The sequence below is a fragment of the Ancylobacter vacuolatus genome, assembly GCF_030813595.1.
GTDB lineage: Bacteria > Pseudomonadota > Alphaproteobacteria > Rhizobiales > Xanthobacteraceae > Ancylobacter > Ancylobacter vacuolatus.
In genome coordinates this window covers 56,158-68,476 of the sequence record NZ_JAUSUH010000003.1, presented here as the reverse complement: position 1 = coordinate 68,476, position 12,319 = coordinate 56,158, and the positions used below count along the sequence as shown (strand labels likewise).

The 12,319-nt window shown below is 71.5% G+C and carries 19 protein-coding genes; 16 read left to right on the top strand and 3 right to left on the bottom strand.

Annotated features, from left to right (window positions below; genetic code table 11):
* Window positions 1-80: 80 nt before the first annotated feature.
* From J2S76_RS08130 to J2S76_RS08110, 5 genes are all read left to right on the top strand, one after another.
* Window positions 81-1,241 (top strand): phage portal protein, encoded by a 1,161-nt coding sequence (locus J2S76_RS08130; protein WP_307059292.1) that lies wholly within the window; start codon window positions 81-83, stop codon window positions 1,239-1,241.
* 466 nt (window positions 1,242-1,707) lie between these two features.
* Window positions 1,708-1,896, top strand: coding sequence for a hypothetical protein (locus J2S76_RS08125; RefSeq protein WP_307059290.1), 189 nt, complete (start codon window positions 1,708-1,710; stop codon window positions 1,894-1,896).
* Window positions 1,893-2,090, top strand: coding sequence for a hypothetical protein (locus J2S76_RS08120; RefSeq protein ID WP_307059288.1), 198 nt, complete (start codon window positions 1,893-1,895; stop codon window positions 2,088-2,090). Before J2S76_RS08125 ends, J2S76_RS08120 begins: the two co-directional genes overlap by 4 nt.
* Window positions 2,087-2,674, top strand: coding sequence for an HK97 family phage prohead protease (locus J2S76_RS08115; RefSeq protein WP_307059286.1), 588 nt, complete (start codon window positions 2,087-2,089; stop codon window positions 2,672-2,674). Before J2S76_RS08120 ends, J2S76_RS08115 begins: the two co-directional genes overlap by 4 nt.
* 453 nt (window positions 2,675-3,127) lie before the next feature.
* Complete coding sequence (locus J2S76_RS08110; protein WP_307059285.1) at window positions 3,128-4,393, top strand: phage major capsid protein; 1,266 nt, start codon at window positions 3,128-3,130, stop codon at window positions 4,391-4,393.
* Between the two features lie 111 nt (window positions 4,394-4,504).
* Here the strand turns inward: J2S76_RS08110 and J2S76_RS08105 are convergent, their stop codons facing one another.
* The gene (locus J2S76_RS08105) at window positions 4,505-4,729 is read right to left on the bottom strand and encodes a hypothetical protein (protein ID WP_307059283.1); all 225 of its coding nucleotides are present in this window, start codon (window positions 4,727-4,729) and stop codon (window positions 4,505-4,507) included.
* Between the two features lie 70 nt (window positions 4,730-4,799).
* Window positions 4,800-5,024, bottom strand: coding sequence for a hypothetical protein (locus J2S76_RS08100; RefSeq protein WP_307059281.1), 225 nt, complete (start codon window positions 5,022-5,024; stop codon window positions 4,800-4,802).
* A 291-nt stretch (window positions 5,025-5,315) separates the two neighbouring features.
* Here J2S76_RS08100 and J2S76_RS08095 point away from each other — a divergent pair, with 291 nt between their 5' ends.
* Complete coding sequence (locus tag J2S76_RS08095) at window positions 5,316-5,639, top strand: low molecular weight protein tyrosine phosphatase family protein (protein ID WP_307059279.1); 324 nt, start codon at window positions 5,316-5,318, stop codon at window positions 5,637-5,639.
* Window positions 5,640-5,753: 114 nt separating this feature from the next.
* On the opposite strand, the gene J2S76_RS08090 is transcribed toward J2S76_RS08095, so the two are convergent.
* Window positions 5,754-6,482 (bottom strand): S1 family peptidase, encoded by a 729-nt coding sequence (locus J2S76_RS08090; RefSeq protein ID WP_307059277.1) that lies wholly within the window; start codon window positions 6,480-6,482, stop codon window positions 5,754-5,756.
* Window positions 6,483-6,630: 148 nt separating this feature from the next.
* Here J2S76_RS08090 and J2S76_RS08085 point away from each other — a divergent pair, with 148 nt between their 5' ends.
* The 10 genes from J2S76_RS08085 to J2S76_RS08040 all read left to right on the top strand — a co-directional run bounded on the left by J2S76_RS08085 (window position 6,631) and on the right by J2S76_RS08040 (window position 12,298).
* Entirely contained in the window at window positions 6,631-7,197 is a 567-nt protein-coding gene (locus J2S76_RS08085; protein WP_307059275.1) for a head-tail connector protein, read from the top strand.
* A complete protein-coding gene (locus J2S76_RS08080; protein WP_307059273.1) occupies window positions 7,194-7,514 on the top strand; it encodes a head-tail adaptor protein in 321 nt (106 codons plus the stop codon). Before J2S76_RS08085 ends, J2S76_RS08080 begins: the two co-directional genes overlap by 4 nt.
* 88 nt (window positions 7,515-7,602) lie before the next feature.
* The gene (locus tag J2S76_RS08075) at window positions 7,603-8,025 is read left to right on the top strand and encodes a DUF3168 domain-containing protein (protein ID WP_307059271.1); all 423 of its coding nucleotides are present in this window, start codon (window positions 7,603-7,605) and stop codon (window positions 8,023-8,025) included.
* A gap of 360 nt (window positions 8,026-8,385) precedes the next feature.
* Window positions 8,386-8,793: a phage major tail protein, TP901-1 family gene (locus tag J2S76_RS08070; protein ID WP_307059269.1), complete on the top strand. Its 408-nt coding sequence runs from the start codon at window positions 8,386-8,388 to the stop codon at window positions 8,791-8,793.
* 158 nt (window positions 8,794-8,951) lie between these two features.
* Entirely contained in the window at window positions 8,952-9,317 is a 366-nt protein-coding gene (locus J2S76_RS08065) for a gene transfer agent family protein (RefSeq protein WP_307059266.1), read from the top strand.
* Complete coding sequence (locus J2S76_RS08060; protein WP_370874726.1) at window positions 9,314-9,562, top strand: rcc01693 family protein; 249 nt, start codon at window positions 9,314-9,316, stop codon at window positions 9,560-9,562. The genes J2S76_RS08065 and J2S76_RS08060 overlap by 4 nt, the downstream gene beginning before the upstream one ends.
* 31 nt (window positions 9,563-9,593) lie before the next feature.
* Window positions 9,594-10,205 carry a phage tail tape measure protein gene (locus J2S76_RS08055; RefSeq protein WP_307059264.1) on the top strand — a complete coding sequence of 204 codons (612 nt, stop codon included), beginning with the start codon at window positions 9,594-9,596 and terminating at the stop codon, window positions 10,203-10,205.
* Window positions 10,206-10,847 carry a DUF2460 domain-containing protein gene (locus J2S76_RS08050; protein ID WP_307059261.1) on the top strand — a complete coding sequence of 214 codons (642 nt, stop codon included), beginning with the start codon at window positions 10,206-10,208 and terminating at the stop codon, window positions 10,845-10,847.
* 150 nt (window positions 10,848-10,997) lie between these two features.
* On the top strand, window positions 10,998-11,861 hold the full coding sequence (locus J2S76_RS08045) for a phage/gene transfer agent baseplate hub protein (RefSeq protein ID WP_307059259.1): 864 nt from the start codon (window positions 10,998-11,000) through the stop codon (window positions 11,859-11,861).
* The gene (locus J2S76_RS08040; RefSeq protein WP_307059257.1) at window positions 11,861-12,298 is read left to right on the top strand and encodes an NlpC/P60 family protein; all 438 of its coding nucleotides are present in this window, start codon (window positions 11,861-11,863) and stop codon (window positions 12,296-12,298) included. Before J2S76_RS08045 ends, J2S76_RS08040 begins: the two co-directional genes overlap by 1 nt.
* Window positions 12,299-12,319: the final 21 nt, after the last annotated feature.

The window sequence follows — 12,319 nt, the reverse complement described above, 5'->3', positions numbered from 1 at the left end:
GCGCCTCGAAGGATGGAGGTGGAGGGCGGTGAGCCTGCCGCGACGCAATGACATCGGCTACACGGACCGGAGCCCCTTTCATGACGCTCTTTCCCTTTTCCCTCCGCCGCCGCGCGGCGCCGCCCGAGGCCAAGGCCTCGCGCACCCAGGCGCTGGTGGCGCTGCTGGGGGGCGCGCGGCCGCAATGGACGCCGCGCGATTATGGCGCGCTGGCCCGCGAGGGCTATCAGCGCAACGCCATCGCCTATCGCTGCGTGCGGATGATCGCGCAGGGCGTGGGCGAGCTCGTCCCGCTGCTGAGCGAGGACGGGCGGGAGAACGCCGCCCATCCGCTGCTCGACCTCTTGGCGCAGCCGAATGCGCGCCTTTCCGGGCCCGAATTCATGGAGGCGCTGGCGGCGCATCTGCTGCTATCAGGCAATGCCTATGTCGAGGCGGTGAGCCTCGGCGCCGCGCCGCGCGAACTGCATGTGCTGCGCCCGGACCGCATGCGCGTGGTGGCCGGTGCGGATGGCTGGGCGCAGGCCTATGAATACACGGCGGGCGGGCGTTCGGTGCGCTTCGTGCAGGAAGGCGCGCCGCCGCCGATCCTGCACGTGGCGCTGTTCAACCCGCTCGACGACCATTACGGCGCCCCGCCGCTGGAGGCGGCGCAGATGGCGCTCGATTTGCACAACGCCGCCGGCGCCTGGAACAAGGCGCTGCTCGACAATGCCGCGCGCCCCTCCGGCGCGCTGATCTATGGCGGGGCGGGCAACCTCTCCGACGAGCAGTTCGACCGGCTGAAGGAGGAGCTGGAGGCCAATTTCTCCGGCAGCGCCAATGCCGGGCGGCCGCTGCTGCTGGAGGGTGGGCTGGACTGGCGCCCGCTCTCGCTCACCCCGCACGACATGGATTTCCTCGAGGCGAAGAACGCCGCCGCGCGCGAGATCGCCCTGGCCTTCGGCGTGCCGCCGATGCTGCTCGGCATTCCCGGCGACGCCACCTATGCCAATTACGCCGAAGCGAGCCGCGTGCTGTGGCGCCAGACCATTCTGCCGCTCGGGCGCCGGCTGCTGCACGAGCTCAGCCTCTGGCTCGGCCCCGCCTATGGGCCGGGCCGGCTGGTGCTGGAGCCCGACCTCGATGCCATCGAGGTGCTGCATGGCGAGCGCGAGGCGCTGTGGCGCCGGGTGAACGAGGCCACTTTCCTCACCGAGGACGAAAAGCGCCAGGCGGTGGGCTATGGGGTACGGGGGTAGCCCCTGCGTGCCCCAATGCCGGCCGATGGCCGGCACCTTTGCATGACGGGCGTTGTTGGCCGCTCCTGAGGCGCCGGGCGTTGTTTGGCGTTCCTGATGCAACGTCATCCTGAGGAGCGAGCGAAGCGAGCCTCGAAGGATGGTCGGTCGGGAGCGCCCGTCTCCCGGCCCCGTGATGCCGCAGGCGGAACGTCGCGCCGGGACCCCGGAGAAGGGTTTCGGCCGAAGAGTTTTCCCCTGGGCCCCGGATCGGCGCCACGCCGCGCGCGGCGTGTCCGGGGAAGAGGCTCCATCGGGTCGCCACCGCCCGTCATCCCGGACGCCGCGTCGCGGCGATCCGGGATCGGGTGCCGCCGGGCGCGCCGGTTTTGGTGCGCGATCCCGGCTCTGCGCTTCGCTTCGGCCGGGATGACGACCCTCGGGCCGCATGACCGCGAGGGGCGCAAACGTAACGAGGAGCCCGCCCATGCAGCCGCTCATCACCGCCTTCGCTGACAAGGCCGACATCGCCCATCTCGCGCTGCTGATGTGGGCGCTTGGCGCCTCGGCGCTGGCCGGGCTCGCGCTGCGCGAGCTGGGGCACGCGGCCCGCCGCTTCGACGATTTCGTGCGCGAGATCGCGCGCTTCAACGCCCTGTTCGGAGACGAGACATGAGTTCGACCCCGCGCATCCGGGCCTTCCTGCCCGGCCGCTTCAACGCGCTCGCCGCCCGCCTGCCGGCACCCGACCGGGCCGGGCAGGCGCCGCAGGTGTTTCGCCAGTTCGGCCGCACGCTCTCAAAGCTGGAGCGCGCCGCCGCCACCCGCCGGGCGGGGGTGGCCGACGCGGGAAAAGGGGAGGGGGCATGAGCGGCTTCTTTGTCCATTCCCCGGCCCAGCGCGGCGCGCCACCGCTGCAGACCAAGGCGCAATTGGGCGCGCTGGCCAGCATCGCCCCCGATGGGAGCTTCGAGGGCCATGCGGCGCTGTTCGGCCGGGTCGATCTCGGCCGCGACCTGATCCTGCCCGGCGCGTTTTCCCGCTCGCTGGCCGAGCGGGGCGTGGGCGGGGTGCGGATGCTGTTCCAGCACGACCCGGCCGAGCCGATCGGCTTCTGGACGAGCCTCACCGAGGATTCGGTCGGGCTCTTTGTGAAGGGCCAGCTGACGCTGGATGTCGCCCGCGCCCGCGAGGTGCTGGCGCTGATGCGCGCCGGCGCGATTGACGGGCTCTCGATCGGCTTCCGCACGGTGGAGGGCCGCACCGACCCGCGCTCGCGGGTGCGGCGGCTCTCCCATATCGATCTGTGGGAAGTCTCGATCGTCACCTTCCCGATGCAGCCGGATGCCCGCATCGCCTCGGTGAAGCGGGCCGGCGACACGCTGGCGGGCGCCATCCGTCGCGGCGCCCGCCGCCTGCGCGCTTTGCCGGGGCTGCGGCCGGTGATGGCGTGAGGGGCCGGCCGTTAGGGGCTGCGTGCTTCGAGGCCGGCGCGTTGCGCCGGCACCTCAGCATGACGCGGTTTTAAACCCTGAGCACCGTCATCCCGAGGTGCGAGTAAAGCGCGCCTCGAAGGATGGTTTTGCGCGCAGGATGTCTCCCCTCAGGACCGGGCCTGACCCGGCCACCCAGACTTGTGGCCGGGAGCTGCCGGAAAGACTGTGTCCCCTGGTCAAGCCCGGGGATGAGGAAGGGGGAGCGTCCATGTCCCGGCCCCACGACGCCGCGCGCCTAGTGCGGCTTGTCCGGGGCACGGGTGTGGCGGCGGCTGCCCCGCTTTCCCCCTCCGTCATCCCGGACGGTCCGCAGCACCGATCCGGGATCGCCAACCCGTCTCACGATCCCGGCTCTCCGGCTGCGCCTGCGGCCGGGATGACGACGCTCCTTTTGAACAGGACATCAGCCACATGGAACCGAGCATGCCCGCCCCTGAATGCAAGTCCGCCCCTGAATGCAAGTCCGCCGGCCCGGAAGTCTCGGCCGCCTTCGAGGAGTTCATGAGCGCCTTCGAGGCGTTCAAGGACGCCAATGACCAGCGGCTCGGCGCGCTGGAGCGGCGCGGCGGCGATGTCGTCGCCGATGACAGGGTGGCGCGGATCAATGCCGCGCTGGACACCCAGAAGGCGCTGATCGACGAACTGGTGCTGAAAGCCCGCCGGCCGGCGCTGGGCGGCGGCGGCGACGCGGTGGCCGACCTCGCGGCGCGCGAGCACAAGGCGGCGTTCGATTCCTATGTCCGCACCGGCGAGGCGTCCGGGCTGAAGCGGCTGGAGGCCAAGGCGCTCTCCGCCGGGGTGGGGGCGGAGGGCGGCTACACCGTGCCGAGCGAGACCGAGCGCGAGATCGGCAAGCGGCTCGCCGCGCTCTCGCCGATCCGCGCCATTGCCGATGTGCGGGTGATCTCGGCCGGCACCTACAAGAAGCCGTTCATGACCTCCGGCCCGGCGGTGGGTTGGGTGGCCGAGACCGGCGCCCGCGCCCAGACCGCCAGCCCGGTGCTGGACGAGATCGCCTTCCCGGCGATGGAGCTCTACGCCATGCCGGCGGCGACGCAGACCCTGCTGGACGATTCGGCGGTCAATATCGACGAGTGGCTCGCCATCGAGGTGGAAGCCGCCTTCGCGAGCCAGGAGGGCACGGCTTTTGTGACCGGCGACGGGGTGGGCAAGCCGAAGGGTTTTCTCGCCTATGACACGGTGGCGGAGAATGCGTGGGCCTGGGGCAAGCTCGGCTTCCTCGCCACCGGCGCCGCCGGCGACTTTCCCGCCGCCAGCCCGTCCGACCCGCTGCTCGACCTCGTCTATGCGGTGAAGGCCGGCTACCGGCAGAACGGCTCCTTCCTGATGAGCCGACGCACGCAAGGCGCGGTGCGCAAGCTGAAGGACGAGAACGGCCAGTATCTGTGGGCCCCGCCCACCGGCCCGGGCGCGCCGCCCAGCCTGATGGGCTTTCCCGTCCACGAGGCGGAGGAGATGCCGGGCATCGGCGCGGGCAGCCTCTCCATCGCCTTCGGCGATTTCCGCCGGGGCTATCTCGTGGTCGACCGCGCCGGGGTGCGGGTGCTGCGCGACCCCTATTCCGCCAAGCCCTATGTGCTGTTCTACACCACCAAGCGGGTTGGCGGCGGGGTGAAGGATTTCGACGCCATCAAGCTGCTGAAATTCGCCGCCTGAGCGGTCGGGCACAAAAAAGGGGCGCCCGGTGAGGGGCGCCCCAAGGGAGACGGTCAGTCTCGGGAAGTGTGGTAACGCGACGTCCGGTCCGGCAAGGACCGCGCGATCCGCTCAGCGGGTCGAGCGGGCGTTCGCCTCGACGGCCTGGTTGATATAGGCGTCGGAGACGGTCGGCAGCGTGACAGCGGCGTTGCGACCTTCGACCACATTCGGCTGCGCGGGCTGGGCCTGCGGGGCGACGGCGCGGGTGTAGACCGTGGCGTCGCGGCCGGCGGCCTGGGCGCCAACCGAACCGAGCGTGGCGAGAGCGACGGCGGCGATGAGGATCTTGTTCATGGTGAAACTCCTTGGAAAGCGGCCGGCGCACGCTCGCATGGGGGCGCCGGCCCGAGGGGAAGAGACGGGATCAGCGGGTCGAGCGGGCGTTCGCCTCGACAGCCTGGTTGATGTAGGCGTCGGAGACGGTCGGCACCGAGACGGTGGCGTTGCGGCCTTCGACCACATTCGGCTGGGCGGGCTGGGCCTGCGGGGCAACGGCGCGGGTATAAACCGTGGCGTCGCGACCGGCGGCCTGGGCGCCAACCGAACCGAGCGTGGCGAGAGCGACGGCGGCGAGGATGAGCTTGTTCATTTTGGTCTCTCCGAAGTGTGGATGGGCGGCCCGTGTCGGCCGCGCCGTTTCATGGGGAGAAGCTAGTCTCGGCACCGGCGCATCGCCACTTGTGTTTCGGCGCTCGGCAGTTTGCGCTGACGCAATAACATCTGCGTGTTCACCCTCTGGCGAAAGTCAATTCCAGCGCCTAGGAGCAAAACGCTATCGATAATATCGCGCGCGCTTTAAGTGGCGCCGGCGACCGGGCCCGGGACGATTGCACGCTCGGCCCGGGGCCGCCACAGTGCGGAACCAACTGCGGAGCCGCCTTTGACGCGCCTATTGTTCGTGTGCAGCCGCAATAAGCTGCGCAGCCCGACCGCCGAGCAGGTCTTCGCCGGGCGGGAGGGCCTTGACGTCGCGTCGGCCGGCACCAATCGCGATGCCGACACGCCACTGACGGCCGAACTCGTGGCGTGGGCCGACATCATCTTCGTGATGGAGAAGGCGCAGCGGGAAAAGCTGCAGGCGCGCTATCGCACCGCACTTAAGGACAAGCGTCTGGTGTGCCTCGACATACCGGACCGCTTCGCCTTCATGGACCCGGCGCTGGTGCAGCTGCTCGAGCGCAAGGTGAGGCCGTTCCTGCGCTAAGGCGTCGCTGCCGCTAGAGCATTTCCCCGATTCAATGGATCGGCGAAATGCTCTGGCTCCTTGAATCTACGCGTTTTCTTGACGCGAACCGGTATCCACTTCGCTCCAAATCGCTCAGCGCCCGATGCCGCGCAGGGTGGCGTCGATCCAGGCGCGCTGCGGGCCGATGAGGGTGGCGCCGGTGACGCCGCCGCAGCCGCGCGCCCCGCCCGCCGCCGTCGACCAGCCGATGATGCCGGCCACCACGCCCTCGATCAGCACCGGCCCGCCGCTGTCGCCGGTGCAGGCGCCTTTCGCCGCGCCGTCCGACAGCCGGACCATGATGCCGCCCGTGGTGCCGATGCTCGGCAGGGAAACCGTGCGCAGCGTGCCGGCGCTCTTGCCGTCGCCGTCCTTTGTCACGCCATAGCCGGCGACGGTGAAGGCGGTGCGCTTTGGCGGCAGCGCCATCTCGGCGGTGAGGGCGGCGGGGCGGAAGGCGGCGGGCAGCGCCTCGCTGAGCCGCACCAGAGCGAGGTCCGGCGTCGGGCGTCGCGTCGCGAAGGAATTTGGGTCGAAGGAGGGGTGCACCGCCTTGCGGTCGATCGGGATCAGCCGGGGCGTGCCCGCCTCGAACACCACCACCGCATAATCCGCCGCCGGCTCGACGCAATGGGCGGCGGTGAGCAGCACTTGCGGCGCCAGCACCACGCCGGTGCAGGTGGCGCCGCGCGTCGACACGATCATCGCCGTCTCCGCCTTCAACGCCGGATCCGCCGGCCAGCCGCCGACAATGGCGCGGGCGGGGGTGGCGAGGACGAGGGCGGCAAGCAGGGCGGCGCAGGCGGGCAGGCGACGATGCATCGGGCGGTTCCGGTAAGGGGCAGGCCGTTGTGGCGGCGCCCGGCCGCAACGTCAATCGGCGCGGCGGCGGATGCCCTGTCGCGGACGCCGGACCGGAACACGGGCGCCTGCCGGCGCTGCACGACAATCCTTCAACAGAGAGGCACCCATGCCCGCGATTCTTCTCGCCGGGCCCACAGTCGAGCCGCTGACGCTCGCCGAGGCCAAGACCTATCTGCGTGTCGACCATGAGGCCGAGGACGGCCTGATTTCCTCGCTCATCACCGCCGCGCGGGCGACCGTGGAGGCGCTGACGCGGCGGGTGCTGATCGACCAGAGCTGGCGGATCGTCCGCGATGCCTGGCCGGCTTCGGGCCTGATCGCGGTGCCGGTGAACCCGCTGAAGGCGCTCACCGCCGCGCGGGTGATCGGCGCCGACGGCGGCGAGACCGCCCTGCCGCTCGACACCTTCAGCACCGACACGGCGCGGCTGCCGGGGCTGATCAAGGTCGCGCGCGGTGCCGTGCCGGCACCCGGCCGGGCGCTCGCCGGCATCGCGCTCGACATCACCGCCGGGCATGGGCCGGGGGCGAACCATGTGCCCTCGCCGCTGATTGAGGCGGTGCGGGTGGTTCTTGCCCATTTCTACGAGCACCGCGACGTGGCGGGGCCGGGCGCGGCCTTTCCCGCCCGGCTCGACGCGCTGGTGGCGCCGTTCCGGGTGACGCGGCTATGAGCGCGATCGGCGCCCTGCGGCACCGGCTGGTGCAGGAGACCCCGGTCGAGACCCCGGATGGGCTCGGCGGGGTGACGCGCGGCTTCATCGCCGTCGATGCGCTCTGGGGGGCGGTGGCAACGCGCGGCGCGGCGGCCGAGATCGCCGACCGCCCCGGCGCAATCTTGGCGCACGCCATCACGGTGCGCGCGCCCGCCACCGTGCAGCCGGGCGACCGGTTGCGGCTGGGGGCGCGGCGCTACCTGGTCGAGGCGGTGAGCGACCCGGATGGGCGCGGCCGCTTCCTCACCTGCGACTGCCGGGAGGAGACGCCATGAAATTCACCACAAGGCTGAAGGGGCTGGAGGCGCTGCGCCGCAGGCTGGCGCAGGTACCCCCGGTTCCGGCAGCGGCCGGGAGGCGGCGATGAGCGCGGGGGCGCATTCCGGGGCAGCGGTGGCGCTGCGCCGGGCGATCCACGCCGCACTCGCCGGCGACGCGGCGCTGACCACCGCGCTGGGCGGGGCGCGCATTCATGACGTGCCGCCGAGCGGGGCGGAGTTTCCCTATGTGACGCTTGGCGAGGCGCAGGTGCTGGACTGGTCGACCGCCACCGAGGCGGGGGCCGAGCACCGCCTGACGCTGGCCTGCTGGTCGCGCCAGGGCGGGCATGGTGAGGCCCATGGCCTCGCCCATCTGGTGCAGCAGGCGCTGCACGACGCGCCGCTGGCGCTGGAGGGGCACCGCCTGGTGAACCTGCGCCTGAGCTCCGCTGAAATTCGCCGCGAGCCGGGCGGGCGGACCTATCGCGCGCTGCTGCGCTTTCGGGCGGTGACGGAGGCGGCGTGAGGATGACCGTCGCTGTCAGCATTCGCAGGCAAATGATTCTACCGACTCATGAATCGGCCCGCGGGTGAAGCGCGGCATGAAAACGGGGCGGAAACGATGCGGGTTTCGGCTCGGGCGACGCGCGGAAACAGGTTGAGGATTTCCGCACTTGTCAGCAAAGCCGCGCAAGCGATTCTGCGGACTCGTGAATCCGCCTGAAGTTGAATCAGAAGATGAAGTCACTTGGCGGCGTTTGCGGAATCAAACGGTGAAGACGGCAAGGTGTCTCGTCGGGCTCAAGCGCCGTCCAATCTACTTCCCAAAGGTTAACCGTCTCTGAATACCGCCAGGGTTTGGCGATGGCAAGCAAAGGAGCGACCGATGGCGGCGCAAAAGGGCAAGGACCTCCTGTTGAAGATCCATGACGGCACCGCCTATGCCACGGTGGCCGGGCTGCGCTCGCGGCAGATCGCCTTCAATGCCGAGCCGGTGGACGTGACCCACACCGAGAGCGCCGGCCGCTGGCGCGAGCTGCTCGCCGGGGCGGGGGTGAAGCGGGCCGCGGTGGCGGGCTCGGGCGTGTTCAAGGACGGCGCGTCGGACGCGCTGATCCGCCAGAGCTTCTTCGACGGCACGATCCGCAACGCGCAGATCGTGGTGCCGGATTTCGGCACAATCGCCGGGCCATTCCAGATCACTGCGCTCGAATTCGCCGCCGAGCACGACCGCGAGGTGACGTTCGACATCGCGCTGGAGAGCGCCGGCGAGATCACCTTCGCGGCGCTGTGAGGGGGAGCGGGCCTTTAGAAGACCGTCATCCTGAGGTGCCCGGCCGTGGCCGGGCGTCGAAGGATGGTTGTCCGGGCGCGCATACGAACCATCCTTCGAGGCGCGCGGTGCGCGCACCTCAGGATGACGGTCATCCACGACAAGAAGGGACCCCCATCATGGCCAACCGGCATCGCGGCGAGATTTCCGCCGAACTTGACGGGCGCCGGCGCACGCTGGTGCTGACGCTGGGCGCGCTGGCCGAGCTGGAAGACGCCTTCGGCGTCGAGGACCTGGTGGCGCTGACCGAACGCTTCGCACAGGGGCGCCTGGCCGCGCGCGACGCCATCCGCCTCATCGCCGCCGGGCTGCGCGGGGCGGGCGAGAGCGTGACCGAGGACGAGGTGGCGCGCATGACCATGCCGGGCGGCGCGGCGGGTTTCGCCCGCCTCGTCGGCGAGCTGATCGCCGCTACTTTCGGTGGCGCTGAGGGCGGGGAGCGGGCCGCCCGCCCTTTGCCCAATCCTCCGGAGGCGGGCGGATAGGCGGCGCGCCGGCCCGTCCCAGGGAGGGCGGTCCACCGTCCCTTCCCGGGGAGGGCGGTCCACCGCCCTTCCCCTGGGAGGAGGCGATGGCGCTCGGCTTCGGCCGCCTGCGGCTGTCCGCCCGGGATTTCTGGGCGCTGACCCCGCGCGAGCTCGCCGCCGCTTTGCGCGCCTTCGCCGGCCCGGCGCGGGCCCCGCTCGACCGGCCGGGCCTCGCCGCGCTGATGGCGCGCTTTCCGGACTGACGACCGATCAACCAATGGACAGGTGGGCACGATGGCAGCGGACGGTGGCGATGCGTTCGATGACGGGCTGACGGTGGAGATCCGCGCCGATACCAGCGCCTTCCAGCGCGAGATCACGGAAGCCGAGCGGCTGGCGCGCGGTTTCGGCCGGGCGGTGGGCGATGCGCTGACCGGTGCCACGCTCAAGGGCCGCGAGGCTGACGACGTGCTGCGCTCGCTGGCCGGCCGGCTGTCCTCGCTGGCGCTCGACATCGCCTTCAAGCCGCTGGAGCAGGGGCTGTCGGGCCTGCTGCAAGGCGCGCTCGGCGGCGCGCTCGGCGGGGTTTCCGGCTTCGCCAAGGGCGGGGCCTTCCAGAGCGGCCGCGTCACCCCCTTCGCGCAGGGCGGGGTGGTGGCGGCGCCGACCTATTTTCCCATGGCCGGCGGCGCGCTCGGGCTGATGGGCGAGCGCGGGGCGGAGGCGATCTTGCCGCTGGCGCGCGGGGCGGATGGCCGGCTCGGCGTCGCCGCGCAGGGCGGCGGGCGCGCGACGCAGGTGACGGTGAATGTCGCCACCCCTGACGCGAGCGCCTTCCGCCGCTCCGACGCCTATCTCGCCGGCCTGATCGCCCGCGCCGTCGCGCGCGGGGAAAGGAGCCTCTAAATGCCCGCCTTTCATGAAACGCTGTTCCCGCTCGACATTGCGCTCGGCGCGGCGGGCGGGCCGGAGCGGGCGACCGAGATCGTCACCACGCTGACCGGCCGCGAGGAGCGCAACACGCGGCTCGCTCATTCGCGCCGGCGCTGGGATGCCGGTTATGGCGTGACCTCGCTGGCGCAGCTCTCAAGCGTCGTCGCCTTCTTCGAGGAGCGGCGCGGGCGGCTGCATGGCTTCCGCTGGCGCGACCGGCTCGACCATGCCTCGTGCGCGCCGGGGGCGACGGTGACGCCGCTCGACCAGCCGCTGGGGGCCGGCACAGGCGCGCAGGCGCAGTTCGCCCTCGCCAAGACCTATGGCGGCGCCCATGCGCCCTATAGGCGGCCGATCGCCAAGCCGGTGGCGGGCTCGGTGCGGGTGGCGGTGAACGGCGTGGAGCGCATGGCCGGCAGCCATTTCACCCTCGACGCATCAAGCGGGACGCTCACCTTCCTGCCCGGCCATCTGCCGGCGGCCGGGGCCAGCGTGACGGCGGGGTTCCTGTTCGACGTGCCGGTGCGCTTCGACACCGATTTTCTTGAGGTGAACCTCACCGCCTTCGAGGCGGGGGCGATCCCGCGCATCCCGATCCTGGAGATCCGGCCGTGAGGACCGGCAGGGTCGCCATCATCCTGAGGTGCCGCCGCAGGCGGCCTCGAAAGACGCACATGGACGGCATCCTTCGAGGCCCGGCCGCCGGCCGGGCACCTCAGGATGACGGCGGATCTTGCCAGCGGAGCGAACCGCAGAGAGGCAATCATGAAAGACGTTCCTCCCGCCCTTGCGGCGTCTCTCGCCAGCGGGGTGACGACGTTGGCGCGCTGCTGGCGGCTGACCCGCCGCGACGGCGTGGTGATCGGCCTCACCGAGCATGATGACGACCTCACCGTCGACGGCACCCTTTTCCGTGCCGCCGCCGGCGCGAGCGGCAGCGAGGATGCGTCCGCGCTCGGCTTCGCGGTGGGCGGGGGCGAGATGTCCGCCGCCCTGACCTCGGAGCTGATCGACGCGGCCGATCTCGACGCCGGGCGCTATGACGGGGCGGGGATCGAACTCATCCTCGCCGACTGGTCGGCGCCGGACCATTTCCTGCTTCTGCGCCGGGCGCATCTGGGCGAGGTGCGGCGCAGCGAGGGCAGCTTCACCGCCGAATTGCGCGGCCTGTCCTCGGCCTTGAACATGGTGCGCGGGCGGCTGTTCACCGCCGGCTGCGATGCCGATCTCGGCGATGCCCGCTGCACCATCGCGCTCGCCGCGCCGGCCTTCACCGGCCACGGCACGGTGACCGCGGCGGAGGGGCCGGGGCTGATCGTGGCGGCGGGGCTCGGCGCCTATGCGGCGGGATGGTTCACGCAAGGGCGGCTGGTGTTCACCAACGGGGCCAATGAGGGCTTCGCCACCGAGGTGAAGGCCCACACGATCACCGGGGCAGTGCGGCTGGAGCTGTGGCAGCGCCCGCCGGTGCTCGCCGTGCCGGGCGAGGGGTTCGCCGTGACGGCAGGCTGCGACAAGAGCTTCGCCACCTGCCGCGACCGCTTCGCCAACACGCTGAATTTTCGCGGCTTTCCCCACATGCCGGGCAATGACGTGGTGCTGCGCGTCGCCACGCCGGGGAGGCCGTGATGGGTGAGATGGAGATGCGGGCCCGCCTGATCGCCGAGGCGCGGGACTGGATCGGCACGCCCTATCTGCACCGTGCCTCGCTGAAGGGGCAGGGGGCGGACTGCCTCGGCCTCATCCGCGGGGTGTGGCGGGCGGTCGTGGGGCCGGAGCCGCAGGGCCTGCCGGCCTATGCGCCTGACTGGGCCGAGGCGACGCGGGCCGAGCAGATGGCCGATGCGGCGGGGCGGCACATGCGCGCCGTGGCGCTGGAGGCGATCGCCCCCGGCGACGTGCTGCTGTTCCGCTGGCGCGCGGGCTTTCCGGCCAAGCACGCGGCGCTGCTGGTGAGCGGCGAGCGCATGGTGCACGCCCATGACGGGGCGGCGGTGGCGGAGGTGTTCCTCGCCCCCTGGTGGCGCCGCCGGCTCGCCTTCGCCTTCGCCTTTCCCGGCGCGTGAGGGCCGGGGCACGCAGCTTTT

Bases quoted from the DNA above. Each gene is read 5' to 3' on its own strand.
- J2S76_RS08130 (WP_307059292.1), top strand. From the start codon at position 81: ATGACGCTCTTTCCCTTTTCCCTCCGCCGCCGCGCGGCGCCGCCCGAG.
- J2S76_RS08125 (WP_307059290.1), top strand. From the start codon at position 1,708: ATGCAGCCGCTCATCACCGCCTTCGCTGACAAGGCCGACATCGCCCAT.
- J2S76_RS08120 (WP_307059288.1), top strand. From the start codon at position 1,893: ATGAGTTCGACCCCGCGCATCCGGGCCTTCCTGCCCGGCCGCTTCAAC.
- J2S76_RS08115 (WP_307059286.1), top strand. From the start codon at position 2,087: ATGAGCGGCTTCTTTGTCCATTCCCCGGCCCAGCGCGGCGCGCCACCG.
- J2S76_RS08110 (WP_307059285.1), top strand. From the start codon at position 3,128: ATGGAACCGAGCATGCCCGCCCCTGAATGCAAGTCCGCCCCTGAATGC.
- J2S76_RS08105 (WP_307059283.1), bottom strand. From the start codon at position 4,729: ATGAACAAGATCCTCATCGCCGCCGTCGCTCTCGCCACGCTCGGTTCG.
- J2S76_RS08100 (WP_307059281.1), bottom strand. From the start codon at position 5,024: ATGAACAAGCTCATCCTCGCCGCCGTCGCTCTCGCCACGCTCGGTTCG.
- J2S76_RS08090 (WP_307059277.1), bottom strand. From the start codon at position 6,482: ATGCATCGTCGCCTGCCCGCCTGCGCCGCCCTGCTTGCCGCCCTCGTC.
- J2S76_RS08085 (WP_307059275.1), top strand. From the start codon at position 6,631: ATGCCCGCGATTCTTCTCGCCGGGCCCACAGTCGAGCCGCTGACGCTC.
- J2S76_RS08080 (WP_307059273.1), top strand. From the start codon at position 7,194: ATGAGCGCGATCGGCGCCCTGCGGCACCGGCTGGTGCAGGAGACCCCG.
- J2S76_RS08075 (WP_307059271.1), top strand. From the start codon at position 7,603: ATGAGCGCGGGGGCGCATTCCGGGGCAGCGGTGGCGCTGCGCCGGGCG.
- J2S76_RS08070 (WP_307059269.1), top strand. From the start codon at position 8,386: ATGGCGGCGCAAAAGGGCAAGGACCTCCTGTTGAAGATCCATGACGGC.
- J2S76_RS08065 (WP_307059266.1), top strand. From the start codon at position 8,952: ATGGCCAACCGGCATCGCGGCGAGATTTCCGCCGAACTTGACGGGCGC.
- J2S76_RS08055 (WP_307059264.1), top strand. From the start codon at position 9,594: ATGGCAGCGGACGGTGGCGATGCGTTCGATGACGGGCTGACGGTGGAG.
- J2S76_RS08050 (WP_307059261.1), top strand. From the start codon at position 10,206: ATGCCCGCCTTTCATGAAACGCTGTTCCCGCTCGACATTGCGCTCGGC.
- J2S76_RS08045 (WP_307059259.1), top strand. From the start codon at position 10,998: ATGAAAGACGTTCCTCCCGCCCTTGCGGCGTCTCTCGCCAGCGGGGTG.
- J2S76_RS08040 (WP_307059257.1), top strand. From the start codon at position 11,861: ATGGGTGAGATGGAGATGCGGGCCCGCCTGATCGCCGAGGCGCGGGAC.